Origin of the sequence: Amycolatopsis sp. CA-230715 (assembly GCF_018736145.1) — a bacterium.
Taxonomy (GTDB): Bacteria; Actinomycetota; Actinomycetes; order Mycobacteriales; family Pseudonocardiaceae; genus Amycolatopsis.
On sequence record NZ_CP059997.1, the window covers coordinates 2,418,006 to 2,443,182 of the forward strand.

Genomic DNA, 25,177 nt, shown 5'->3' on the forward strand with positions numbered 1-25,177 from the left:
ATTACGTCCCTGAAACAGCTTGGAGAAGATCGATGGCTCTCGAAGGGGAGAACTGGGACGCGATCGTCGTCGGCACCGGCATCGGCGGGCTGACCGCGGCGGCGTACCTCGCGGCGAGCGGGCGCAAGGTGCTCGCGCTGGAGGCCTATGACGTCGCGGGCGGCAACAGCCACATGTTCCGGCGGCGCGGGTCCTACGAGTTCGACGTCGGCGTGCACTACCTCGGCGACTGCGGGCACGGCGGCATCCTCCCGTCCATCCTCAGTGGACTGGGCATCGAGGACAGGGTGACCTTCCGCCCGCTCGACCAAGAGCGCTACGACCGGGTGGTCCTGCCCAGCGTCACCGTCGAGGTGCCTGCAAGCTGGGACCGCTACCGCGAGCGGCTCATCGCGGCGATGCCGGAGGAGGCCGCGGGCCTTTCGGAGTTCGTCACGGTGTGCGCGGCGGTCGCCGACGCCAACCGCGGCAGGCTGCTCGGCGTGCCCGGCTCGGACGTAATGGAACTGCCGCCGGAGATCCGCCGGTGGAACCACCGCATGCTCACCCAGCTCTTCGACCACTGTGGACTGTCGCCGCGGGCGAGGACCGTGCTGGCCGCGACCTCCGGCAACTACGCCACCGCGCCGAACCAGACCCTGGTCGTGCTGCACGCCAACATGGTCGACGACTACATGCGCGGCAGCTACTACCCCGCCGGCGGCGGGCAGGCGCTGGTCGCCGCGTTCGTCGAAGCGATCGAATCGCACGGCGGTGCACTGTGGACGAACTCGCGGGTGGCCAGGATCGACGTCACCGACGGGAAGACCACCGGCGTCACCCTCGCCGACGGCAGGCAGCTCAAGGCGCCGGTCGTGGTGTCCAATGCGGACTACCGCAGGACCGTGCTGGAACTGGCCGAGGGCGCCTTCCCCGCGGCCGCGGTCAAGCGCAGCCGCGACGCCACGATGCGGCTGGCGACCTCGACCACCTACGTGGCGATGGACCGCGAGCTGGACATCCCGAACGGCAACGTCTGGTACTGGCCGAACGAGGACATCGAAACCGCGTACCGCAAGGTGCGCGAAGGCGACTTCGACGAGCTGCCGTTCGCGTTCATGTCGTTCACCTCGATCAAGGACCACCGCACGCCGACGGTGTGCCCGCCCGGTCACTCGAACTTCGAGGTGATGACGCTGGTGCCGCCCGGCTACGAGCCGTGGGGCGTCACCGAAGGCCCGGTCAACGGCGGCAAGTACCGCCGCGATCCCGCCTACCAGAAGGCGAAGCAGCGCCTCACCGACGGGCTGCTCGACTTGGCCGAGGACATCCTCGGTCCGATCCGCCCGCACCTCACGCACGTCGAAACGGCCACCCCGCTGACGCACGAGCGCTACATCCGCTCCAGCGGCGGCACCCCGTTCGGGCTGGCGACCTGGGGGCGCGCGGGGCACCGCCCGGACGTCACGACCCCCGTTGACGGGCTCTACGTGGCGGGCCAGAACACGCGCTTCGGCGCCGGGATCGTCAGCGTCGCGGTCAGCGGCGTGGCGGCGGCCTCGGCGGTGATGGGCGAAGAGCTGATGCCCGAGGTGTACCGGGGCAAGGTCTACGGCAACTCCGAACTGCTGCCCGAACGCGCACCCGGCTGGGACCCCCTGGAGGTCAGCCGCGGTGCGGGCCGCAAGGGCGAGCGCGGGCTGCCGAAGCTGCGCGCGCTGTCCGAGCAGGCACTCGCCCACTGACCACAAAGGACCGAGGAGAGCATGCCATGACTGCTTTGGTTGGGGTGGCTTCGCATCTGCCGCCGGGCGTGCCGATCGCGAGCCTGCAAGAAGAACTGGGGCTCACGGACACGCAGCTGCGCCGGTTCCACCGGCTCTACGGGCTCTCCGAGGTCTGCCGTAGCGAGGAGGGGGAGGTCGAACTCCTCCTCGCCGCGGCCGGGAAGCTCGCCGAGCTGGCCGGGCAGGAGCACCGGGTCAAGTACGTGGTGCGGGCCCGCACCGTGACCACGACGGCGCCCTATCCGGATAGCCCGCTGCTGACCGCGCGCGACGCGCTCGGCCTGCGGCACGCTTCGACGTTCACGGTGTCCGATCACGCCTGCGCCTCCGGGCTGCTCGCCGTCGACCTGTGCGGCACGCTGCTCGCCGCCGACGGCGACCCGGACGCGCTGGCACTGGTGCTGATGGGCGAGAAGGCGTTCAGCCAGTCCGTGCGGATGATCCCCGACGTCGCGATCATGGGCGAGGCGGCCGCGGCGGTGCTGGTCGGGCCGGGTACCGCGCAGGACAGGATGCTCGGCTACGCGACGCGCTCGTACGGCAGGGAAGACGCCGCGGTCGTGATGTCGCCGGAGGTCGCGGCGCAGTTCCGCCAGATCTACGGCGACGGGCTCGCCGAGGTGATGCGGGAGGCGACGCGCGCCGCGGGCCTCGAACTGTCCGATGTGGACATCGTGTTGCCGCACAACGTCAACACGATCTCCTGGACGAGGGCGGCCGCCGCGATGGGGCTCGACCCGAAGCGGGTCTTCCTCGACAACGTGCCCGTGACGGGGCACTGCTTCTGCGCGGACCCGTTCCTGAACTACCGCACCGCGCACGACCTCGGGGTGCTGGCTCCCGGCCAGCGCTACCTGATGACCTCGGTCGGGCTCGGCTCGACCTTCTCCGCGATGTTGTTCGAGCACTAGAGGGGACGCGACGATGACCGCACCGAACTTCCACAGCAGGCTCAAGACCGCGATCGGGGCGCCCGGCGTGCCGCTGGTCTTCCTCGGCAACCTCGAGGTCGAAGAGCAGTGGGCGCGCGGCGAATGCGGGCTGCCGAGGGTGTCCTCCAGTTCCGGTGTCGCCGTGGTGAACCGGATGGACGAGTTCGCCCTGCTGCTCGCGGGCGGCGGCGACCACGTGGTGCTCAAGTCCGCGCCGGAGGAGTCCTACCTGCGCTACCTGACCGACCTCGGGATCGACCTGCCGAAGATCCACGCCGTCGGCAAGGGCGACCCGCAGCGCACGGTCACCGAGGACGCGCTGGCCGACCAGTCCGTTTTGGACGCCCTGTGCAGCCTCGGCGCGCTCGGCGCCCGGCTCATCCCGCACGGGGTGTCCGAAGTGGAGGAACGGCTCGTCGCCAGCACCGGGCTGACGCTCGGCGCACCCTCCGCGGCGATCTGCAAGACCGTCAACAGCAAGGTCTACAGCAGGCGCGCGGCCGACGAACTCGGCATCCCGCAGCCGAAGGGCTGGGCCGCCACCACGCTCGACGAGCTGGAAGAAGCCGTCACCGGCGCCGCCGAGGTGCTCGCAACCGGGCAGAAGGTGGTGCTGAAGGAGGCGCTCGGGGTGTCCGGCAAGGGCATCTCGGTGGTGGACTCCGCCTCGCGGCTGCGGCGCCTGCAGCGGATGATCGCCAAGCAGGTCGCCAAGGGCGGGTACGAGCGGATCGGGTTCGTCATCGAGGCGTGGGTGGCGAAGCGGGCGGATCTGAACTACCAGTTCACCCTCGCCGCCGACGGCTCGGTGCACTTCGACTTCGTCAAGGAGGCGATCACCGAAGGCGGCGTCCACAAGGGACACCGGTTCCCCGCGGCGCTGTCGGAGTCCCAGGTGGACATCCTGCGGCAGACCGCGGAGCAGCTCGGCAAGAAGCTGCACTCCGACGGGTTCTTCGGGGTCGTGGGTGTCGACGCGATCGTCGGCCCCGAAGGCGAGATCCACCCGGTGATCGAGATCAACGCGCGGCACAACATGTCCACCTACCAGATCCGGTTGCAGGACCGGTTCCTCGGGCAGGGCCAGGTCGCGATCGCACGGCACTACGGGCTCCGGCTCGACGCGCCGCTGCCCTTCGCCGAAGCCCGCGCCGCACTGGCCGATCTGTTGTGGACGGCCGAGAGCAGGGAAGGCCTGCTGATCAACAACTACGCGACCGTGAACGCCGCCGCCGCGGCGGGCGGTACCCCGTTCGACGGCAGGCTCTACGGCCTGATCGTGGCCAACTCCGTCGACCGGGCCGCCGAACTCGACCGGGCCATCACCGCCCGGCTGACCCGAGGAGCACAGGCATGACCGAGTTCACCGTAGGGGGGCTGGGGATCACCGAGATCGCCGGGCGGTTCGGCACCCCGCTCTACGTCTACGACGGCGACGAGCTGGGCTCGCGCCTGACCGGGCTGCGGGCGAGGCTGCACCCGTCGCTCGAAATCTTCTTCTCGATGAAGTCCAATCCGAACATCTCGATCTGCGCGCTGCTGCACGCGCACGGCGCGCGGGCGGAGGTGTCCTCGCTCGCCGAACTGGAAACCGCGCTGCGGGCGGGCGTCGCCCCGTCGGACATCCTGTTCCTCGGGCCGGGCAAGAGCGTCGACGAGATCGCCGCCTGCCTCGACGCCGGGATCTACGCGATCATCTGCGAGTCCTTCGGTGAGCTGGAGCGGATCGACCGGCTGGCGCAGGCGCGCGGCATCGTCGCGAACGTGGCGCTGCGGGTGAACCCGGCGTTCGCGGTCAAGGGGTCCGGGCTGACCATGGGCGGCAAACCGCGCCAGTTCGGCATCGACGAGGCGCAGGTGCTTGCCGACCCGACGGTGGGCGCGCGGCATCCGAACGTCCGGCTGATGGGCGTGCAGGTGTACATGGGCACGCGCATCCTGAGCACCGATTCGATCGCCGAGAACACCAGCCGCATCCTGGAGCTGGCCGAGAAGATCGCGGCGCGCCACGGGTTCCCGCTGGAAATGGTGGACATCGGCGGCGGGCTCGGCATCGCCTACTTCGAAAACGAACAGGACTTCGACGTCGACGAGCTGGCGGGCAAGATCAACCCGATCCTCGGCGAATTCGCCGTGCGCCGCCCGGAAACGCGGCTCGTGATGGAACTCGGCCGCTACCTCACCGCGATGTCGGGCACCTACGTCGTGCGCGTCGAGTACACAAAGGAATCGTTGGGCGAGAAGTTCGCGGTGACCGACGGCGGCACGAACCACCACATGGCCGCGGTGGGCATCGGCTCCTTCGTCAAGCGGAACTTCCCGATGTCCGTGCTGAACCGCGCCGGCGAGCCAGCCGACGAGAGCTGGCAGGTCACCGGTCCACTGTGCACACCGAACGACACGCTCGGCAAGAAGGTCGCGCTGCCGCCGGTGCACCAGGGCGATCTGATCGGCGTGCACCGCTCCGGCGCCTACGGGCCCACCGCGTCGCCGGTGCTGTTCCTCAGCCACGGCTACCCGGCCGAAGTGCTCGTGCACGACGGCGAGCCGTACCTCATCCGCGAACGGGACACCACCGCCGACCTGCTTTCCCACCAACGCCTGCACCACGTGGCGCCCAGCGAGCAGCCAGCCCGCTGAAGAACACCCAGGAAACAATCACAGAAAGGTCGTGAGCGACCATGTCCGACGCTTCCACCATCCAGGCCACCGACCGCGAGCGCGTCACCTCCGCCATCGGCGACGCGCTGGCCGGCGTCCTCGACTACGAGCTGCCGTCGCTGACCGAGGAGACCCGGTTGTTCGACGAGCTCGGCCTCGACTCCACCGGTGTGCTCGAACTGCTGATGCAGCTCGAGGAGACCTTGGACATCGAGCTCGAAGCCGACGGCTTCGAGATGAGCGACTTCCACACCGTCGGCTCGCTGGCGGACTTCGTCTCCGGTCAGCTGTAGCGGTGTACCGGACCGTCGCTCCCTGTCTGACCGAGTGCGGGGGTTCGGCGCGCGACGCCGAACTCCCGCTCCGGCTGGCCAGGATTGTCCGGAGGGAGTTCCCCGAACCGGGCTGCCGCGTCCAGGATCCCGACGTCATCGGGTTCCTGAACGACGCGACGGCGCGGCGTGGAACGGTCGCGAAGGCGGATTCCGTGGTGGGAACCACCTTCGCGGCGATGGCACGCGACATGGTGTCCCTGCTGCGCACCGCGGGCGAGCTGGACGAGCCGTTCGATCTCGTCGTCGTCGCGCACGCGACACCGGACCTGCATCCGTGGGTCTCGCCCGCGACCTATCTGAACCACGCGCTGCCGGGTGATCCGCTCACCTTCAGCGTGTCCGACCAAGGTCTCTCCGCGGCGTACACCGCGCTGCGGATCATCGCCGACTACAGCAGGCGGCACTCCTACCGGCGTGCGCTGCTGCTGCTCGCCGACCAGTCCACCGCCTCGTGCGACGGGGGCACCGCGCCCGAACCGGGTGGCGACGTCGCCGTGGCACTGGTGCTGGACGCTTCGTCGGGCAGCGCGCTGTCCGTCGAGCAGTTCCGCGGGATCGGTCCGTCCGATGTGGACGGACTGCTGGCGGCGCGGGTGGCCGGGCTGGGCTCGCCGGAAGTGGTGGCGGGGCCGGGAATCCTCGGCGACGAGCCGAAGGCGGGCGGCAGGCCGTGCGGCGGGATCTGGCGCGCGGTCACCGGGCCGACCGTGTTCGCCGACTACGACGCGGGGCGCGGCGAACTGTCGCTGTGCTTGGCTTCGTGAGGGGAGAGAAGCGATGACCACGACCACGCACGCCGACGTGTGGGACCGCGGGCGCGCCACGGCGCGCACCCTCGGTGCCGCGCCCGCGCTGTACGAGCTGCAGCGGTTCCTCCTGCCGGGGCTGCTGCCGTTCAGCCGCGACGGGTTCGCGGTGCTTCCCGCCGGGCTCGCCGCCGACACCAGCCAGGTGTGGCTCGACGGGACCGTGCTCGACCGCGGCCGGGAACGGCTGCTGCCGGGCGAACTCGACGCGCCGGGCGGACCGCTCGTGCAGTACCGGCACCCGGCGCCGCACGGGGACGCCCCGCACGGGGACGTCGTGCGGCTCAACTGGGCGCGCGGCCTGGCGGGTGTGCGGCTCGGGCTGTCCGAGGCACTGCTGGAGCGGTGCGTCGACTACCTCGCGGGCAGGCACGCCCAAGACGGCAGCCTCCTACTGCACCCGGTGCTGAAGGACGCGCTCGCCGACGCGCTGATCGACCAGCTCGAAGCCGCCGCCGTGCTGCACGGCGACGGGCCCGCGCCACGCCCGCGGCTGCTCCGCCACGTGCACGAACGGCTTTCCGGCGCCGACCGCGGCCTCCTGCGCACGCTCGGCGCCAGCGGGTTCACCGCGGCCGGCGCGGGCAGGCTGGCGAGGGCGTCGGAACTGCTCGCCGACGCCTACGCCTCGAACCTCGGGAAGGAGGAGTGATGTTCGCGCTCGATGAGAAGCTGCTCGCGTTGCGGGGGCAGGCGCGGGAGTGGGCGGCCGGGTTCCGCGCGGCGGCGCTCGACGTCGACCGGGACCCCGACGGGATCTCCCGGCACCTCGACCTGCCCGGGGTCCGGTTCATGTCGACGCTGATGATCCCGCCGGAGTACGGGCACTCCCCCGAGCTGATCGGCGGGCACCGGTTCCACTGCTCGACCGCGCTGGAGCGCACGGTCCTGATGGAGGAACTGGCCGTCGGCGACGCCGGGCTGCTGCTCGGCGCGCCGGGGCCGTCGATGTCCGGCGTGCTCGTCGACGTGCTCGGCGACACCGAGCAGAAGCAGTGGTACTACGACAAGTTGCTGGCGAAACCGACGTGGACGTTCTTCGGGCTCACCGAGCCGGAAAGCGGTTCCGACGCGGCCGCCATGCGGACCAGGCTGGTACTGGGTTCCGGCGACGCGCCCGCGCGGCTCACCGGCGAAAAGCGGTACGTCGGCAACGCCTCGCGCGCCGAAATGGGCGTCGTGCTGGCGAGGCACCGGTCCGGCCCGCTCGGGGTGACCGCGGTGCTGCTGGAAACCGCGCTCCCCGGCGTCTTCGCGGAACCGATCGAGTCGATGGGCATGCGCGGCGCGCGGATCAGCGCGGTGCGGTTCGAGAACGTGGCAGTCCCGGCGAACCGGGTGCTGGGCAGGCACCTCCCGCCGACGAAGCGCGGGATGTGGGCCGCGGTGCAGGTGTTCGACCGGCTGCGATCCTCGGTGGCGGCGGTCGCGCTCGGGATCGCGCGCGCGGCGTACGAGTACGTGCTGGAAAACCGGGCCCTGCTCACACTCGCGGAGCAGGACTTGCTGGACCGGCTCGGCGCGCGCATCGACTGCGCCCGCGAACTGCTGCACATGGCCGCGGCCGCCGTCGACTACGGCCGCGACGGCGGGCAACTGGCGTCCGCGGCGAAAGCGCGCACGTGCCGCCTCGCCGAAGACACGACGGTCGCCGCGTGCGAGTTCTTCGGCCCCGGCGCGCGCGTGCAGCACCCGTTGCTGGACAAGCTGGTGCGCGACGCCCGGGGCGTGGAGTTCATGGAGGGAACGGGAAACATCCAGCGGCTCAACGTGTTCCACGGTTTGATCCTGGGGAAGCGGCGTGCTCCTTCGGCGCCGCAGGTCCCGGTCCAGACGAAGCGATAGATGCGAAACGCCCCCGGCCGTTCAGGGTGCCGGGGGCGTTCGTCCGTTCTTGGCTCAACCGTCGAGGCGCGCGAGGAACGCGCCCCACGCGGCCGGGGCCACCTCGATCTGGCCGCCCGCACGATCCTTCGTGTCCCGCACCTCGACGTGCGCCGTCAGCCTCGCCTCGACACAGTTGCTCTCACCTTGAGTCCACGAAGATTTTCTCCACGTCTCGTTCACGTTGGCTCCTCCGTCAGTCGATCTCCTTGATGCGCCTACGGAGGATGGTCGCAGACTTGGCGTCGTCTGCCGCCTTGGCCCAGACCTCGTCGAACGACGCTTCGTAGACCGCCGTCTCGTCAGCTTCGTGAATGTAGGTCGCATTGGTCATGCCCTCGATGTAAACCCTCGTGAGGTTCGGCGAGGCAAGGCGCAAGATCTTGAAGCCCACGCCGATGGTGCGGTAGGCACCAACGGAGTTCGGCAAAATCCGGATGGACACGTTCGGTTGTTTCCCAGCCTGAAGCAAGTGATCAAGTTGCTCCCGCATCACCTCGGCGCCACCGACCATGCGGTGCAGAGCTGCCTCGCCGAGCAGGACCCGCAAGCGTGGCGGGTTCGGTCGAACAAGGATCGCCTGCCTGGCAATCCGGTCTGCGACGAGTTGTGCGACCTGTCCTCCCAGCGACATCTCAAGCAGCGCTAGCGCGTACGCCTCCGTCTGGACCAGTGCGTGGATCAGCTCGGCATCGAAGTGGTCGATCTGGACCGCGGCCCGTTCGAGCGTCACGTAGGTCTGGGCGAAGTCGGCAACGTGTGCCGAGGACTCGCGCTTCCGCGCGGCGTCGGCGAGCAGGTGCAGCGTGCCGCGCTCGGCCTCGGCGAGCCGGTACAGGTCCGCCAACCGATCGATCTCGGCGGCGACCGGGACCCGCTTGCCCTGCTCGACGCGGGAGACCTTGCCCGGATACCAGCGGAGATCGTCCTCGATGGTCTTGGACTGCATGCCCACGCGCTCGCGAAGGGTGCGGAGCATCTCGCCGAGTTCGAACCGCTGCGGGTTCTGTTGCGCCATTCGTGTTCCTTTTCTGGACAACTGTCTGTCCACATCCTGCCTCATCTATGACTAGTTGCACAGATCGCCCGTTCGAGTCTAGATAACTGTCTATGTCCAGTCATAGCCTGCCAACAGGCCACAGCCGCGTTCTCGGTTCCTCCGAACCAAGATGCGCCAGCGGCGGAGGCCCGGCGGCGGGTCCGCTCCCTGGCGGGCCCACCGTTCGAAACCTGATGAATGAGGTCGGGATGACTGCATTGTTGATGCTTCGGCTACTCGCACACCGGCTCGTCGCGTACGTGCCACCGAAAACGGTTCCCGCGCAGCGCACGTGCGTCGTGCTCGATGAGGCGTTCGGCTACGAGCACGTCGAGCCGCTCACGCGGCGCGACCTGGTGGCGCTGTTGTGAGCTGGGCGAGCTGCGACGACGGTCGTCGGCACTGGATCGTCCGCGAGTTCCGCGACCGCGACGGGGTGACACTGCGGACCGCGTGCGGCGCCGCCTTCGGCCCGAACATCCGCACAGCAAGGAAAGTGTGCGAGAAATGCACCACCGCCCAGAGGAACCCGGAATGAGCTTCTACGTGACCTACGTGCGCCACGCCAGCGACACCGACCAACCGGTGCACCGGCTGCGGCACTACACCGGCCGGGAGCACGAAGTCGCAATGGACTGCGGAAAGCGGTTCGCGCCCTACGACCTGTTCCGCCTCGACGAAGACGACTGGCGCATCCCGACCGCCTGCCCCGGCTGCGACAACCACCTGCTGCCCCTCGTCGACGGCGAGAACTGCACCTGGCGCGAGGCGCCCGATGCGCACGGGCGCCCCTCCGGCGAGTTCTACCTCCCCGCATCACCCGGCGAAATCCCGGACGAACGGACGTCCATGGTCGAGATCGCGCGCATGTGGGGAATCCGCGAACTCACCTGATTACCCTTGTCCGCCTTGATTTCCCGCTCAGTCCATTATGGACTTACTGGCTTCATTCACCCGATCGGTAACTATTCAGGTCGAGTGAGGGTCGTGAATGGCTGTGCGGGATGATCTTTGTTGCGGGGAAGGGTGTTCGTCCGTCGTACGATGAGCTGGCTGCGTTGGTTGCCGCGCAGAAGGTGGAGCTTGATCGTCCACCGGCTGGGTCGTCGGAGTCCTCGCACCGATCGCGGCCGAACTGGACGAGTTCGACAACCGGGTCATCGAGGCGATACGGACGGCGCCGGTGGCGCATTTCGACGAGACCGGGATCCGGGTCGAGGGCAAGACCTGGTGGCTGCACACCGCCTGCACCTCCACGCTGACCGCGTACCTTGCCCACCCGCTGCGCGGTAGCGAGGCGACGGACGAATTCGGGATCCTGCCGACCTTTCGCGGTGTCGCGGTCCACGACGGCTGGCCCCTACGACTACTACGGCCTCACCCACGCCCGCTGCAACGCCCACCATCTACATCCTCACCGAACTCCGCAACGCCATCACCGGAAACCCTTGGCTACCAACAGTCCTCACAACAACCTGAATAGTTACCCCGATCGTGTCGTCGAACCTGTGTGCGATCGCGGTAGAATTGTGGGGTGTCCGAGAACTCTTCCCTTGTACCGCAGCGGGAGCTGTGGCAGCTCGCCGCGCGCGAGAAAGCCACCCTGCTGCGGGAAGAGATGATGTCCTTGTGGCAGCAGGAATCCCAGGTCTGCCAGGTAATCGCGGAACTCGACAATGGCGGCACACGTGAACTCGGATACCCTTCCACCGCCGCGTTGGTGGCGGAGGTGGCGCGGACTTCCTCGGCTGCGGTGCGGAAACTGGTGGCGCGGGCGCTCGCGATCAACCCCAGCCGGGGTATCGATGGCACGGAAATTCCCGCTGCGGCGCCGCTGACCGGAGAAGCCGCCGCCGAAGGCGCGATCTCGCCACTGCATGTGGATGGGATCGTGTCGGCACTGCAGGCCATCCCGGACACCGTACCGGTCGAGGAGCGGGAGAAGACCGAGAAGACTCTGGTCGATCTCGCTCGGAACGCCACCACGGCGGAGGTCGCCGCCGCGGGCCAACGGTTGCGCGACACCCTCGACCCCGACGGCGCCGAACCCCGCGACACCCCCGAACCCAAACGCGCCTTCCGATACCGCCAAGGCAAAGACGGCTCCATCAAATTCGACGGCTACCTCGACCCGGTGTCCGGCGCGAAAACCCTCGCACTCCTAGAACCTCTGGCACTGCCCCATAAAGAGGACAACCCCCTGGTGCGCGGCAAAGCCGAGCGCTACGGGGATGCCTTCATGGAGATCGTGAACCTGGCCGCGAGTCACCCGGATGCGCCGAACCACAGCAGCACCCGAGGCGACATCGTCATCACCATCCCCCTCGAACTCCTCCAAAAGGGACTCGGGCACGCCTGCCTCGACCTCGTCACCGGCATCACCGCCAGCGAAGCCCGCATCCTCGCCTGCGACTGCAAAATCATCCCCGCCATCCTCGGCACCGACGGGCAACCGCTGGAATACGGCCGCGCCAAACGAATCGTGACCGAAGGCCTCCGCCTCATGCTCGCCATCCGCGACGGCGGCTGCGCTTTTCCCGGCTGCAACCGAAAGCCCCGACACTGCGACGCCCACCACGTCCGAGAATGGTGGAACGGCGGCACCACCGACCTCGGCAACCTCGTCCTCCTCTGCGGACACCACCACCGCCTCTCGCACAACAGCGACTGGAAAGTCCGCATGATCAACGGCATGCCCGAATTCACCCCACCCGAATTCCTGGACCCCTGGCGAAGACCCCGAACCAACACCCTCCACACCGCACAACCCCGCGCCGCATAACCGAAACCACCGCCGCCCCGGCGGCCCATCCACCATGCCCCCAAAGGCCCCATCGATCTGCCACCGCGCTTCCGCCGACCATCCCTCAGCCGCACCCCGGTCGAGGGCCACCGAAACATGCCCTACCTCCGCAACAAAGCACCTCAGCGACACACTTGCCGTGGTCCCAACTGGGCTCCGCCACCGTCCACGGTCAACTCGGCGCTGGTGCTGTAGGTCGCGTCGAACTGGGCTACCGCTACGACCACGTCCACGGATCCGCACTTGTCGCCGAGCGGCTCACCGCGTGACCGCGACAGCGCCGCTGCTAACGTCGAGCCCCACCACGGCAATCACTGCGCGAGACGAACCGGAGCCGACACTTCGGCCACCTAGGCCGCTGGTCGACTGACCTTGTGCCGGGAAGCAGAAGCCCATCAACGCAAAGCATTCCCTTATTCCGGCTCGCCGTGGTCACAACTGGGTTCCACCACCGTCCACCGTCAACTCGGCGCCGGTGCTGTAGGTCGCGTCGAAAGCGAGAAAAACGGCCGCACGCGCGACTTCTTCCGGATTTCCCAAGCGCCGCATCGGAATCTGGGCGGCGAAACCCTTCGACATTTCCTCCACCACATCCGCGGGGAGGTCCCGGTTCAGGATGCCGGTGTCGATCGGCCCCGGGCTCACCGCGTTGACGCGGATGCCGCGCGGTAGCAGGTCGCGTGCCCAGGTCCGGGCCAGCGACCGGAGGGCCGCCTTGCTCGCCGAGTAGACGGTGTGGTCCGGCAGGCCCAGTTCGTTCGCGATCGAGGTGGTCAGCACCACGCCGCTGCCCTCGGCCAGCAGGGGCAGCAGCCGCTGCAAGGTGAAGTACGGGCCCTTGGTGTTGGTCGCGAAGACGGCGTCGTACCGCTCCTCCGTCATCGTCTCGAACGACGTCGAGTCGGCGGTGCCCGCGTTCAGGAACACCGCGTCCAGGCGACCGAACGTCTCCTCGACGCGGCCGGCGAGTGCGTCGATGTCGGCCTTCGAGGTGGCGTCGCTGCGGACCGCGATCAGCCCCTCCTCGGTCGCGGTGTCGAGCGCGGCTTCCGCGCGCCCCGTGACCATCACCCGAGCGCCCTCCGCGGCCAGCAGGCGTGCGATCGACAGGCCGATTCCGCTGGTGCCGCCGGTGACGAGGGCGCGCTTTCCGTCGTACATTTCCATGCCTCGATCAAATCCGGGTTCCGCGACGGCGTCCAAGACCCATCGCGCACCCCGTCATACGCGGACCGCATGACGCACTTCGCCCGAAATAGCCGTTCTCCCCGCCCCGCCCACGACCGGGTGCGCGGATCGAAACGGGATGCTGATCCTCGGGTCACCGGGACGCCTCGGCGAGCGGATCGACTGAAGCCGCCCGCACCCGACCCGGAGGACCCGTTCATGCCCATCCCGCTCTCCGACGCACTGTCCGACCAAGTACAAGCCGCCGAGGAAAAGATCGCCGGTACCCGCAGTCCCGGCCGGTACCTGGTCAGCTCGGCACTGGCGGGCGCCTACATCGGGGTGGCAGTGGTGCTGCTGCTCACGGTGACCGGGCCGCTCAACGCCGCCCAGTCGCCGTGGACCAAGCTCGTGCAGGGTCTCGTGTTCGGGATCGCGTTGACCGCGGTGATGTTCGCCGGGGCCGAGCTGTCCACCGGCAACATGATGACCATGGTGCAGGGCATGATCGCCCGACGCCGCGGCGTCGGGGCCGGGATCGCGGTGATCGCCGGATCCTTCGTCGGCAACCTGCTCGGCTCGGTCGTGTTCGCGTGGCTGGTGCACGAGAGCGGGGTGCTGCAAACGGGCGGAACGGCCGGGCACGCCGCGCCGGGGATCGCGCTGCTGGCGAGCACGGTCAAGGCGAAGGCCGCCGAATCGGCCGGGGCGTTGTTCTTCCGCGGCATCCTGTGCAACTTCCTGGTCTGCCTCGCGGTGTGGATGGCCGCCCGCACCCGGTCCGACGGCGCCAAGCTGGCGCTGATCTTCTGGGGCCTGCTCGCGTTCATCGGCTCCGGTTTCGAACACGTCGTGGCGAACATGACCACCTACTCGCTCGGCCTGTTCGAGCAGGTGCCCGGTGCCACGTTCGACGCGTTCGGCACCAACCTCCTGCTGGTCGGCCTCGGCAACCTGGTCGGCGGCGCGCTGCTCGTCGGCGCCGGTTACGGGTTCCTCGGCCGCTCAAGCACAACCGCGCCGGTCGAGGAGCACCTGGAAACGGTTCAGGCGCCGAGGTAGGTCAGCACCGCGCGCACGCGCCGGTTGTCGTCGGTGGAGGGCGGCAGGTCGAGCTTCGTCAGGATGCTGCTGATGTGCTTGGCCACCGCCTTCTCCGTGACCACCAGCGCGGACGCGATCGCCGCGTTCGAGCGGCCTTCCGCCATCAGCCCCAGCACCTCCCGCTCACGATCGGTGAGCCGGTCGAGCGTGCTGTCGGAACTGGTCCGGTTCAGCAGTTTCGCCACCACGTCCGGGTCCATCACGGTGCCGCCCGCGGCGACCTGGTGCAGCGCGGTCACGAACTGCTGGCTGTTGAACACGCGGTCCTTGAGCAGGTAGCCGACCGCGCCCGCGCCGTCCTCCAGCAACTCGCGAGCGTAGAGCTGCTCCACGTACTGCGACAGCAGCAGCACCGGCAGACCGGGGTGGACCTGCCGCGCCTGCAACGCGATGCGCAGGCCCTCGTCGGTGAACGTCGGCGGCATCCTGATGTCGATCAGGCTGACGTCGGGCTTCTGCTCGGTCATCACGGCCAGCATTTCCGGGCCGCTGCCCACCGCCGCGACGATGTCGAACCGGTGCGCTTCGAGCATGCGCACCAGCCCGTCCCTGAGCAGGAACTGGTCTTCCGCGACCGCTACGCGCACCGGGGCGCCCCCTCCCGAGAAGTCCCGCTACCGCGGGCGACCACCCGAATCTAGCCGGTGCGCGGCGCGCTGACCAGGAATCGGAGCCCGTCAGCTCGGGGTCAGCAGCGTGTCAGCGCGCTGGCCGACGGTGGACGTCGACAGCACACGAATGGGAGCGCGAGGAGCATGTCGATGCCCGAACAGCAGAGCAGCCCGACGTTCTCGGTGATTTCCGGGGCGCAGGTGCACGAGGTCCTCGGCCACCGGGAAAAAGAGATCGTCGAGCTGACCGAGGCGACCTACCTGCTGCACCACCAGCGGGCAACGGTGAACCCGCCGTCCTACTTCCTCCGCTTCCCCGACCGCCCGGCCTCGCGCATCATCGCGCTGCCCGCGTCGGTCGGCGGTGACATCGCGGTCGACGGCGTGAAGTGGATTTCCAGCTTCCCCGACAACATCGCCGACGGCATCCCGCGCGCGTCCGCGGTGCTGATCCTCAACGACCAGAAGACCGGATATCCGTTCGCCTGCTTGGAAAGTTCGATCATCAGCGCGGTGCGCACGGCGGCGTCCGCGGCGCTCGCGGCGCAGCGGCTGTCCGAGCACCGCGCGCGCCCGCGCCGGCTCGGCATTATCGGCACCGGGCTGATCGCGCGCTACATCCACACCTACCTCGCGGCCACCGGCTGGGAGTTCGACGAGATCGGTGTGCACGACCTGTCCGCCGAGCACGCCGAAGGGTTCCGCGGCTACCTGAACCGCACCGGCACCACCGAGGTGAAGGTCCACGAGGACGCGGAAAGCCTGATCAGGGCGAGCGATCTGGTCGTGTTCGCGACCGTCGCGGCGACCCCGCACGTGACCGAGCCCGGCTGGTTCTCCCACGCGCCGTTGGTGCTCAACGTTTCCCTGCGCGACCTCTCGCCCGAGGTCATCCTCGCCGCCGAGAACATCGTCGACGACGTGGACCACTGCCTGCGCGCGAACACCTCGGTGCACCTCGCCGAGCAGGCGACCGGGAACCGCGACTTCCTGAACGGGACGCTCGCCGAGGTCATCACCGGCGAGGTCGCGCTCGATCCCGCCCGCACGCTGATCTTCTCCCCGTTCGGGCTCGGCGTGCTCGACCTCGCCGTCGGACGGCACGTGCACGACGCCCTGCGCGACTCGGGCGAGCTGGCACCGGTGGACGGCTTCTTCCACGACCTGCGCCGCCACGGGGAATGACCTTCGCCCGTTCCGGCCACCCGAGTGATTGGGGCACGATGCGCGTCATCACGACTCCGCAAGAGTTCAACGTCGACGACCTGTACGTGGACCTGCGCGGTCTCGCCGGGTTCCCGCTGCTGCTCAAGTGCGAGGGCTTCAACTTCAGCGGCTCCATCAAGCTGAAGGCCGCCGTGCAGATGGTGGACAACGCCGAGCGCGAGGGCAGGCTCCGCCCCGGCTCGACGCTCGTCGAAAGCTCGTCGGGCAACCTCGGGGTGGCGCTGAGCACGGTCGCGGCGAGCCGCGGCTACCGGTTCGTCTGCGTCACCGACTCGCGGTGCACCCTCGGCGCGCGGCAGCTGATGCAGACCCTCGGCAGCACCGTGCAGGTGATCACCGAACCGGACCCGGAGCACGGATTCCTCGGCGCGCGCATCGCGGTGGTCCGCCGCCTCGCCACCGAGCACGGTTACGTGTGGCTCAACCAGTACGCGAACGCCGGCAACTGGGGCGCGCACTACAACCGGACCGCGCAGGAGATCCTGCGCCACGTCCCGAACCTCGAAGTGCTGTTCGTCGGCGCCGGCACCACCGGCACGCTGATGGGCTGCGCGCGGTTCCTGCGCGACGTCAAGCCTTCGGTGCGGGTGGTCGCGATCGACACGGTCGGCTCCACCACCTTCGGCGGGCCGGCCGGGCAGCGCATGATCCCGGGCCTCGGCACCAGCACGCGACCGCGGATGCTGGACGAGTCCCTTGTGGACGATCTCGTGATGGTGCACGAGTCCGACACGATCAGGGCCTGCCGATCGCTGGTGCGGCGGGGTTTCCTGTTCGGCGGTTCGACCGGGACGGTCGTGCACGGCGCGCGGCAGTGGGTCGCCGAGAACCGGCCGGACGGGCGGCTCACCGCGGTCGCCATCGCACCCGATCTCGGGGAGCGCTACCTGGACACCGTCTACCACGACCAGTGGGTCGCCGACATCTACGGCCCCGAGGTACTGGACGACACCACGGATTACGACGCCTCTCTTTCCACCACCGACCTCTCGGGGACGCTGCTATGACTTCGCCACAGGACACCGGGCTCCCGCTTTCCGCCGCACAGACCGACATCTGGTTCGACGAGCAGTTCGCCACCGGCAGCCTCGCCTACAACATGGGCGACTACCTCGACATCCGTGGCCCGGTCGACACCGGGCTGCTGCACGAGACGTTGCGGGTGCTGCTCACCGAATCCGAGAACTCGCGGGTGCGGTTCACCGAGATCGACGGCGAACCACGCCAGGTGATCGAGCCGCTCGGCGAGCCGCCGGTGACCGTGTTCGACCTGAGCGCCGAGGCCGACCCCGAGGCCGCGGCGCTCGCGTGGATCCACGAGGACATGCGCGGCCCGTTCGACGTCACGAAGGGCAGGCTCACCCGGTGGGCCATCATCACCCTCGCCGAGGACCGCGTGTGGTGCTACATGTGCGTGCACCACATCATCGGCGACGGTTACAGCGAAATGCTGTGGTGGCAACGGGTCGCCGCGATCTACGCGGCGCTGGAAAAGGGCGAGTCCACTTCGGACGGCGCGTTCCCGCCGCTGGCGCAGCTGGTGAACGCCGAGGTCGAGTACACCCAGGGACCGCGCTGGGAGAAGGACCGCGCGTACTGGCACGGCGAACTCGAAGGCGCGCCGGAACTGGTCAGCCTGTCCGGCCGCGAGCCGGAACCCGCGAGCGCGCAGATGCGCCGCAACCTCCGCCTCGACGACGACACCGCCGCCACCCTGCGCGCGGTCGCCGAGCAGGCGAAGGTCACCTGGCCGACGTTCGTCATCGCCGCCACCGGCGCCTACCTCCGCAAGCTGCTCGGCACCGAGGAGGTGCTGCTGACGCTGCCGATCGCGGGCCGCAGCGGTCCCGCGATGCGCGCGGTGCCCGGGATGGTCGCGAACTACGTGCCGGTGCGGCTGCGCGTCGGGAACGACACGACCGTCCGCGATGTACTCACGCAGGCGTCGAAATCCCTTGCCAGGGCGCTGAAAGCGCAGCGGTTCCCGACCTCGAAGATCCGCAAGGAGATGGGGCTGCGGGTCGACAACCGCCGCCCGTTCGGGCCGTTCGTGAACGTGCTGCCCGGCGCGCCCGCGCTCAAGCTCGGCGAATGCGACACCGTGCTGAACAACCTGTCCACCGGCATCGTCAACGACCTCATGGTGACGGTCGTGGAGCCGACGCCGGGCGGGGTCGAGGTGCACTTCAACGGCAACCCGGAGCTGTACAGCGCGGAACAGATCGAAGGCCACCTCGACCGGTTCGTGCAGTTCATGCTCACGCTCGCGCACGCGGGCCCGGACGAGCTGGTCAGCAGGGTCGACGTGGTCACCGGCGCGGAAGGGCGCGACCTGGTCGACTGGGGCACCGGCGAATGGGTGCCGGACGACTGCGAAACCGGTGTCCTCACCCGGGTTCGCGCGATCGCGGGCGCGCAGCCGGATGCCGTCGCGGTCGTCGACGACGAACGCGAAGTGACCTACGCGCAGCTCGTCGCGTGGGCGGACCGGCTGGCGGGACGACTCACCGGGGTCGACCCGAACTCGCTCGTCGGCGTACTCGCAGCGCCTGGCGCCTACTTCGCGGGCTCGATCCTCGGGATCTTCGGCGCGGGTGCCGCGTACGTTCCGCTCGATGTCACCGCCCCGGTCGCCCGCAACGCGAGCCTGTTGTCGGACAACGGGATCGGCACCGTCGTGGTCGGCGCCGGGCAGGAGGAGGCAGCCGAAGAACTGGCCGCCGCCTACCCCGGTGTGGCGCTCGTGCCCGCGAGCCACCCGTTCGACGGTGTCGCCGCGGCACCGGCCACCGAACCCGGTTCCGCCGACGACCTGGCGTACGTGATCTTCACGTCCGGGTCCACCGGCAAGCCCAAGGGCGCGATGATCCACCGCGCCGGGATGCTGAACCACCTCTTGGCCAAAGTGGACACCCTCGGCATGACCGCGGCCGACAAGACCGTCCACAACGCACCGGTCACCTTCGACATCTCCGTGTGGCAGATGCTCGCGCCGCTGATCACCGGCGGCACCGTCCGCACGGTTTCCCGCGACACCGCCGCCGATCCCGACCTCCTGTTCGGGTTGGCCGACACCGAAGGCGTCACCGTCCTCGAAGTGGTGCCGTCGCTGCTCGGCGCGGCGCTGGACACGTGGGCCGCTCCCCCGCCGCTGCCGCACCTGCGCTGGCTGCTCGTCACCGGCGAGACCCTGCCGCCGCACACCGCGACCAGGTGGACCGCGCACTACCCGCACATCCCGCTCGTCAACGCCTACGGGCCGACGGAATGCTCCGACGACGTCACGCACGCCACCATCGGGCCGGACAACCCGCCGGCCACCCGCACCCCGATCGGCACGCCGCTGCGCAACACGCGACTGTACATTTTGGACGACCAGCTCCGGCCGGTCCCACCGGGAACGCCGGGTGAGCTGTACGTGGCCGGGACCGGCGTCGGCCGCGGTTACCTGCACAACCGCGAGCGGACCACGTCGACCTACCTCGCGGACCCGTTCGCGAACGACGGCAGCCGGATGTACCGCACCGGCGACCACGTCCAGCTCGTCGACGGGCAGCTGCACCACCTGCAGCGCCGCGACCACCAGGTCAAGATCCGCGGCCACCGGATCGAACTCGGCGAGATCGAGTCGGCACTGCGGACTCAGCCGGGCGTCACCGGTTCCGTCGTGCTGGCCGTGCCGGACGCGAACGGGCACCAGCGCCTCATCGGCTACGTCACCGGTCCGTCCACACTGGACGGTGCCGCGCTGCGCGACGCGCTGCGCGAGTTCCTCCCGGAGTACCTGGTGCCGTCCGCGATCGTGGTGCTGGCCGAGCTCCCGCTGACCCCGCACGGCAAGCTCGACCGCGACGCGCTGCCGACGCCGGATCTCGGCGCCGTCCGGCAGGGCCGTGCGCCGCGCACTCCCGAGGAAGAGGTCGTCTGCGCCGCGATGGCCGGGGCGCTCGGCGTGAAGTCGATCGGCGCCGACGACAACTTCTTCGCGCTCGGCGGCGACTCCATCATCGCCATCCAGGCCGTGACGAAGGCACGCAAGGCCGGGCTGGTGTTCACCCCGCGCGACATCTTCACGCACAAGACGCCCGCCTCCCTCGCCCTGGTCGCCAAGCACGCCGACGCGCCTAAGGAAACGGTGGACGACGGCGTCGGGCCGCTCGACCTGACGCCGATCGCGCACCAGCTCAACTTCGAAACCAGCGGGCAGGCCGAACCGGTCGCCGAGTTCAGCCAGTACGTGGTCATTCCCGTTCCGTCCGAAGTGGACCAGGCGACCATCGGAACCGCCTTGCAGATGGTGCTCGACCGCCACGACGCGCTGCGCATGCGGCTCGACGTCCCGACGTTCGGGGTGTGGAGCCTGGAGATCGCCGAGCGCGGCTCGGTGCGCGCGGAGTCGCTGGTGCGCACGGTCGCGGTGCCCGCCGATGCCGATCCGGCCGCGGTGGTCGCCGAGCAGGCCGGGCGGGCACGCGAGCGGCTGGCGCCGGACGAGGGCCGGATGGTGCAGGCCGTCCTGCTCGAATCGGGGCCGGGCAAGCCGAAGCGCCTGCTGCTGATGGTGCACCACCTGGCCGTCGACGGCGTGTCGTGGCGCATCATCGTGCCGGATCTCCGCCAGGCGTGGGAAGCGGCCTCCGCCGGGCGCACGACCGAGCTGGACCCGGTCGGCACCTCCTACCGCCGCTGGTCGCGGCTGCTGTCGGAGAACGCGCGCACGAACGCACGGCTCAGTGAGACTCCGTTGTGGACGGAGCAGTTGTCCCCGGTGGACCCGCTGCTCGGCAGGCGCGCGCTGGAGACCTGCCGCGACGTCCGGGCCACCGCGCACGAACTGCGGCTCGAACTGCCCGGCGAGACCACCGCGGCGCTGCTGACCGCGGTACCCGCCGCGTTCAACGCCGAGATCAACGACGTGCTGCTGGCCGCGCTCGCCCTGGCCGTCGCCGACTGGCGGCAGCGCACCCAGCGGCTCAACGACGGCCGCGTGCTCGTCGAGCTGGAAGGCCACGGGCGCGAGCACATAGCCGATGAGCTGGACCTCGGCCGCACGGTCGGCTGGTTCACCAGCGCGTTCCCGGTGTGCTTCGATCTCGGGCAGCCGGACTGGCCGGACCTGTGGGCCGCCGGGGAGACCGCCGGCGCGGCGATCAAGGCCGTCAAAGAGCAGCTGCGCGCGATACCGGACCACGGGCTCGGCTTCGGGCTCCTGCGATTCCTGAACCCGCAGACGGTCGGGCACCGCGGGCTGTCCGCGATCCCCCAGATCGGCTTCAACTACCTCGGCCGCTTCGTCGCGGGAGCGGACGCGGACTGGGCGCTGGAATCCGCGACGATGGTCGGTACCGGCACCAGCCCGGACATGCCGCTGCGGCACGTGCTCGCGGTGACCCCGGTGACCGAGGACCGCGCCGACGGCCCGCACCTGGTCGCCGACTGGCTGTGGGCGGGCGAGGTGCTGGAGGACGAAGACGCCGAGGACATCGCCCGCACCTGGTTCCGCGCGCTGGAAATCCTCGTCGAGCACGCGGCGGGCGAAGGCGCGGGTGGCCCGACCCCGTCCGACTTCTCGGTCGGCGGGCTGAGCCAGGCCGACGTCGACGCCTTCCACGCCGCCACCGGTGGAGTCTCCGACGTGCTGTCGCTTTCCCCGCTGCAGCAAGGACTCCTGTTCCACTCGGAGTTCGACGACGGCGACGCCGAGGTGTACGCGCTGCAGGTGGTCGTCGACCTGGACGGGCCGGTCGACGCGGACCGGATGCGCGACGCGTGCGCCGCGGTGCTGGGCAGGCACGCCAACCTGCGTGCCGCGTTCCGGTACACGCGCACCGGCCAGCCGGTACAGCTGATCCCCGAGACCGTGCGCAACCCGTTCACCGAGATCGACATCTCGGGACTGTCCGAAAAGGAGCGCGCGGCCGAGCTGGACCGGCTGACCGCGGCCGACCGCGAGCGGCGTTTCGACGTCACCGAGGCGCCCCTGATGCGGTTCACCATGGTGCGCACCGGCGAAGACCAATGCCGTCTGCTGTGGACGTTCCAGCACATCCTGGTGGACGGCTGGTCGATGCCGATACTGGCGCGCGAGGTGTTCGCGCTCTACGCGGATCCGTCGGCCCCGCTGCCGGAACCGCGGCCCTACCGCGACTACCTCGCCTGGCTCGACGCGCAGGACCGCGAGGCTTCGCTGGAGATCTGGCGCACCGTCCTTTCCGGACTGACCTCGCCGACGCGGGTCGCGCCGGTGGACGCCGAGCGGGCCGCCACGCTGTCGGAGTCCTCGGTCACCGAGCTGCCGGAGGAGGTCACCACCGCGCTCACCGCGTTCGCCAGGGCCAACGACCTCACCGTCAACAGCGTCGTGCAGGGCTGCTGGGCGGTGCTGCTCGGGCACCTCACCGGGCAGTCGGACGTGGTCTTCGGCGCCACCGCCTCGGTCCGCCCGCCGGAGCTGGCCGGATCCGACGAGATGGTCGGCATGTTCCTGAACACGCTGCCGGTGCGGGCCGGGCTCGACCCGGCGAGCACGCTGCGGACGCTGTTCACCACCGTGCAGGAGCAGCGGGTCACCGTGCGGCCGCACGAGTACCTCGGCCTCGTCGACGTGCAGAACACGGTGGCGGCGCTGGCGGGCACCGGTGAGCTGTTCGACACCGCGGTGGTGTTCGAGAACTTCCCGATGGACCCGGAGTCGATGAAGAACGCGCCGGCGGGCACCACGGTGCGCGACGCGTTCGCCAGCGACGCCAGGCACTACCCGCTGAGCCTGGTCGTGCTGCACGGCGCGAAGCTGACGCTCCGGCTGGACTACCTGCCCGAGGTGTTCACCGCGGACCAGGTCGACGGCATCGCTGCCCGGTTCCGCCGCCTGATCGACCTCGTGCTGTCCGATGTGGACATCCCGCTGGGCAGGCTCGAACTGCTTGGCAGCGAGGAACGGGCCCAGTCGCTGTTGGAAGGCGCGCCGGTGGACGATCCGGGCGAGAGCACCGACATCGTGCAGCGGGTGCGCGAACTGGCTCGGCAGCGGCCCGCCGCGGTCGCGGTGGCCGACGACGAGCGCGAGCTGACCTACGCGCAGGCCGCGGGCCGGTCGAGCGCGCTGGCGCGCAGGCTGGACGGCGCGGGGCTGGTCGCGGTGTTCGCCGCGCCGGGCACCCGGTTCGTCTGCTCGATCCTCGGCGCGCTCGGCGCGGGTGGCGCGTACCTGCCGCTCGACGTCACCGCGCCGATCCCCCGCAACGCGGGCATCCTCGGCGAGGCCGGTGCGTCCACTTTGGTCACCACGGAGGACCTGCGCGCGCTCGCCGGCGAGGTCGTGGCCGCGGCGGGCACGGACACCGAGATCGTGGTGATCGACGACGCCGAAGACCCGCTCGACGAGCTGGTGCCCCTGCGGGGTTCCGGCGGCGACCTGGCGTACGTGATCTTCACCTCGGGGTCGACGGGCAAGCCGAAGGGCGCGATGATCCACCGCGCCGGGATGCTGAACCACCTGTACGCCAAGGTGGACGCGCTCGGCATGACCGCGACGGACCGGACCGTCCACAACGCACCGGTCACCTTCGACATCTCGGTGTGGCAGATGCTCGCGCCGTTGCTGACCGGCGGCACCGTCCGCGTCGTCTCCCACGACACGGCGGCCGATCCGAACGCACTGTTCGGACTGGCGGACACCGAGCGCGTGACGATCCTCGAGGTGGTGCCGTCGCTGCTCGGCGCGGCGCTGGACATGTGGGCCGCTCCCCCGCCGCTGCCGCATCTGCGCTGGCTGCTCGTCACGGGTGAGACCCTTCCCCCGGACACGGCGGCGCGGTGGACCGAGCGCTACCCCGGCATCCCGCTGGTGAACGCGTACGGGCCGACGGAGTGCTCCGACGACGTCACGCACGCCACCATCGGGCCGGACAACGCGCCCACCACGCGCAGCCCGATCGGGACACCGGTCCGGAACACCCGGCTGTACATTTTGGACGACCAGCTCCGGCCCGTCCCACCGGGAACACCGGGTGAGCTGTACGTGGCCGGTGTCGGCGTCGGTCCCGGCTACCTGCGCAACCCCGTCCGGACCGCCAGCGCGTACCTGCCCGACCCGTACGCCTCCGACGGCACCCGGATGTACCGCACCGGCGACCACGTCCAGCTCCTCGACGGGCAGCTGCACCACCTGCAGCGCCGCGACCACCAGGTCAAGATCCGCGGCCACCGCATCGAACTCGGCGAGATCGAAACCGCGCTGCGGACGCGGCCCGAGGTCGCCGAGGCCGCGGTCAAGGTCGACGCGGGCACGGTCGGGCACCAGCGGCTGATCGGCTACGTGACCCCGGCCGGGGACGCCGACAGCGCCACCGTTGGTGCGGAAGTGCGGCGCGCGCTGCAAAGTGCGCTGCCGGACTACCTGGTGCCCGCGGTGGTGCTGACGGTCGACAAGATGCCGCTCACCCCGCACGGGAAGCTCGACCGCGACGCGCTTCCGTTGCCGGAGGCCGATTTCGCCGACGTGTGGGGCGGTCGCGCCGCGCAGACCAAGGAGGAGGAGATCCTCTGCACCGCGATGGCCGAGGTGCTCGGGCTCTCGCGGATCGGCGCGGAGGACAACTTCTTCGCGCTCGGCGGCGACTCGATCCTGTCGATCAAGGTGGTCGGCCTGGTGCGCGCGGCGGGGCTGGCGATCGGGATCAGGGACGTCTTCCGGCACAAGACCGCCGCCGCGATCGCCGGAACCGCGCGGTGGACGGCCACGGAGCCCGCCGCGGCGGCGGAAGCGCCGGAGGCCGAGGACCCGTTGCTCACGATCGCCGACGACGAACTGGACGAGCTGGAACTCGGCCTTGACTGACCT

Annotated in this window: 19 protein-coding genes and 1 pseudogene; 16 read left to right on the top strand and 4 right to left on the bottom strand. The window is 69.8% G+C overall.

The genetic code is table 11. The features are described 5' to 3' along the window. Nucleotides 1-32 precede the first annotated feature (32 nt). The 8 genes from HUW46_RS11040 to HUW46_RS11075 are packed head-to-tail and all read left to right on the top strand — an operon-like array spanning nt 33 to nt 8,345. A complete protein-coding gene (locus tag HUW46_RS11040) occupies nt 33-1,724 on the top strand; it encodes a phytoene desaturase family protein (protein WP_215547181.1) in 1,692 nt (563 codons plus the stop codon). Between the two features lie 26 nt (nt 1,725-1,750). After that, nucleotides 1,751-2,677 (top strand): 3-oxoacyl-[acyl-carrier-protein] synthase III C-terminal domain-containing protein, encoded by a 927-nt coding sequence (locus tag HUW46_RS11045; protein ID WP_215547182.1) that lies wholly within the window; start codon nt 1,751-1,753, stop codon nt 2,675-2,677. A 13-nt stretch (nt 2,678-2,690) separates the two neighbouring features. Further along, on the top strand, nt 2,691-4,055 hold the full coding sequence (locus tag HUW46_RS11050) for an ATP-grasp domain-containing protein (protein WP_215547183.1): 1,365 nt from the start codon (nt 2,691-2,693) through the stop codon (nt 4,053-4,055). After that, nucleotides 4,052-5,338 (top strand): type III PLP-dependent enzyme, encoded by a 1,287-nt coding sequence (locus tag HUW46_RS11055; RefSeq protein ID WP_215547184.1) that lies wholly within the window; start codon nt 4,052-4,054, stop codon nt 5,336-5,338. Before HUW46_RS11050 ends, HUW46_RS11055 begins: the two co-directional genes overlap by 4 nt. A 41-nt stretch (nt 5,339-5,379) precedes the next feature. Then, a complete protein-coding gene (locus tag HUW46_RS11060) occupies nt 5,380-5,652 on the top strand; it encodes an acyl carrier protein (protein WP_215547185.1) in 273 nt (90 codons plus the stop codon). Nucleotides 5,653-5,654: 2 nt separating this feature from the next. Then, entirely contained in the window at nt 5,655-6,458 is an 804-nt protein-coding gene (locus HUW46_RS11065; protein WP_215547186.1) for a hypothetical protein, read from the top strand. A gap of 13 nt (nt 6,459-6,471) precedes the next feature. Further along, complete coding sequence (locus HUW46_RS11070) at nt 6,472-7,152, top strand: DUF2786 domain-containing protein (RefSeq protein ID WP_215547187.1); 681 nt, start codon at nt 6,472-6,474, stop codon at nt 7,150-7,152. Continuing rightward, nucleotides 7,152-8,345 (top strand): acyl-CoA dehydrogenase family protein, encoded by a 1,194-nt coding sequence (locus HUW46_RS11075; RefSeq protein ID WP_215547188.1) that lies wholly within the window; start codon nt 7,152-7,154, stop codon nt 8,343-8,345. Before HUW46_RS11070 ends, HUW46_RS11075 begins: the two co-directional genes overlap by 1 nt. Before the next feature lie 54 nt (nt 8,346-8,399). Here the strand turns inward: HUW46_RS11075 and HUW46_RS48285 are convergent, their stop codons facing one another. Both HUW46_RS48285 and HUW46_RS48290 read right to left on the bottom strand, forming a co-directional pair. Then, on the bottom strand, nt 8,400-8,567 hold the full coding sequence (locus tag HUW46_RS48285) for a DUF397 domain-containing protein (RefSeq protein WP_254126059.1): 168 nt from the start codon (nt 8,565-8,567) through the stop codon (nt 8,400-8,402). A gap of 13 nt (nt 8,568-8,580) precedes the next feature. Next, nucleotides 8,581-9,402: a helix-turn-helix domain-containing protein gene (locus tag HUW46_RS48290; protein ID WP_254126060.1), complete on the bottom strand. Its 822-nt coding sequence runs from the start codon at nt 9,400-9,402 to the stop codon at nt 8,581-8,583. A gap of 230 nt (nt 9,403-9,632) precedes the next feature. On the opposite strand from HUW46_RS48290, the gene HUW46_RS11085 reads away from it, so the two are divergent. The 4 genes and pseudogenes from HUW46_RS11085 (at nt 9,633) to HUW46_RS11100 (ending at nt 12,205) form a co-directional block, all read left to right on the top strand. Next, complete coding sequence (locus HUW46_RS11085) at nt 9,633-9,794, top strand: hypothetical protein (protein WP_215547190.1); 162 nt, start codon at nt 9,633-9,635, stop codon at nt 9,792-9,794. A 163-nt stretch (nt 9,795-9,957) separates the two neighbouring features. Next, entirely contained in the window at nt 9,958-10,317 is a 360-nt protein-coding gene (locus HUW46_RS11090) for a hypothetical protein (protein ID WP_215547191.1), read from the top strand. A 229-nt stretch (nt 10,318-10,546) separates the two neighbouring features. Further along, a pseudogene (locus HUW46_RS49030) lies at nt 10,547-10,832 on the top strand (IS66 family transposase); the annotation flags it as partial. Nucleotides 10,833-10,957: 125 nt separating this feature from the next. After that, entirely contained in the window at nt 10,958-12,205 is a 1,248-nt protein-coding gene (locus tag HUW46_RS11100) for an HNH endonuclease signature motif containing protein (protein ID WP_215547192.1), read from the top strand. Nucleotides 12,206-12,658: 453 nt separating this feature from the next. Here HUW46_RS11100 and HUW46_RS11105 read toward each other — a convergent pair whose 3' ends face one another. Beyond that, entirely contained in the window at nt 12,659-13,393 is a 735-nt protein-coding gene (locus tag HUW46_RS11105; RefSeq protein WP_215547193.1) for an SDR family oxidoreductase, read from the bottom strand. A gap of 219 nt (nt 13,394-13,612) precedes the next feature. Here HUW46_RS11105 and HUW46_RS11110 point away from each other — a divergent pair, with 219 nt between their 5' ends. Beyond that, nucleotides 13,613-14,455: a formate/nitrite transporter family protein gene (locus tag HUW46_RS11110; RefSeq protein WP_215547194.1), complete on the top strand. Its 843-nt coding sequence runs from the start codon at nt 13,613-13,615 to the stop codon at nt 14,453-14,455. Here HUW46_RS11110 and HUW46_RS11115 read toward each other — a convergent pair. After that, entirely contained in the window at nt 14,440-15,084 is a 645-nt protein-coding gene (locus HUW46_RS11115) for a response regulator (protein ID WP_215547195.1), read from the bottom strand. The genes HUW46_RS11110 and HUW46_RS11115 overlap by 16 nt on opposite strands. 174 nt (nt 15,085-15,258) lie before the next feature. Between HUW46_RS11115 and sbnB the strand changes: the two genes are divergently transcribed. Genes sbnB through HUW46_RS11130 form a run of 3 tightly spaced genes read left to right on the top strand, consistent with a single transcriptional unit; the run spans nt 15,259 to nt 25,174 of the window. Beyond that, nucleotides 15,259-16,293: a 2,3-diaminopropionate biosynthesis protein SbnB gene (sbnB, locus tag HUW46_RS11120; RefSeq protein ID WP_215547196.1), complete on the top strand. Its 1,035-nt coding sequence runs from the start codon at nt 15,259-15,261 to the stop codon at nt 16,291-16,293. 38 nt (nt 16,294-16,331) lie between these two features. Next, nucleotides 16,332-17,342 (top strand): 2,3-diaminopropionate biosynthesis protein SbnA, encoded by a 1,011-nt coding sequence (gene sbnA, locus HUW46_RS11125; protein WP_215547197.1) that lies wholly within the window; start codon nt 16,332-16,334, stop codon nt 17,340-17,342. Continuing rightward, nucleotides 17,339-25,174: a non-ribosomal peptide synthetase gene (locus HUW46_RS11130; RefSeq protein ID WP_215547198.1), complete on the top strand. Its 7,836-nt coding sequence runs from the start codon at nt 17,339-17,341 to the stop codon at nt 25,172-25,174. Before sbnA ends, HUW46_RS11130 begins: the two co-directional genes overlap by 4 nt. Nucleotides 25,175-25,177: the final 3 nt, after the last annotated feature.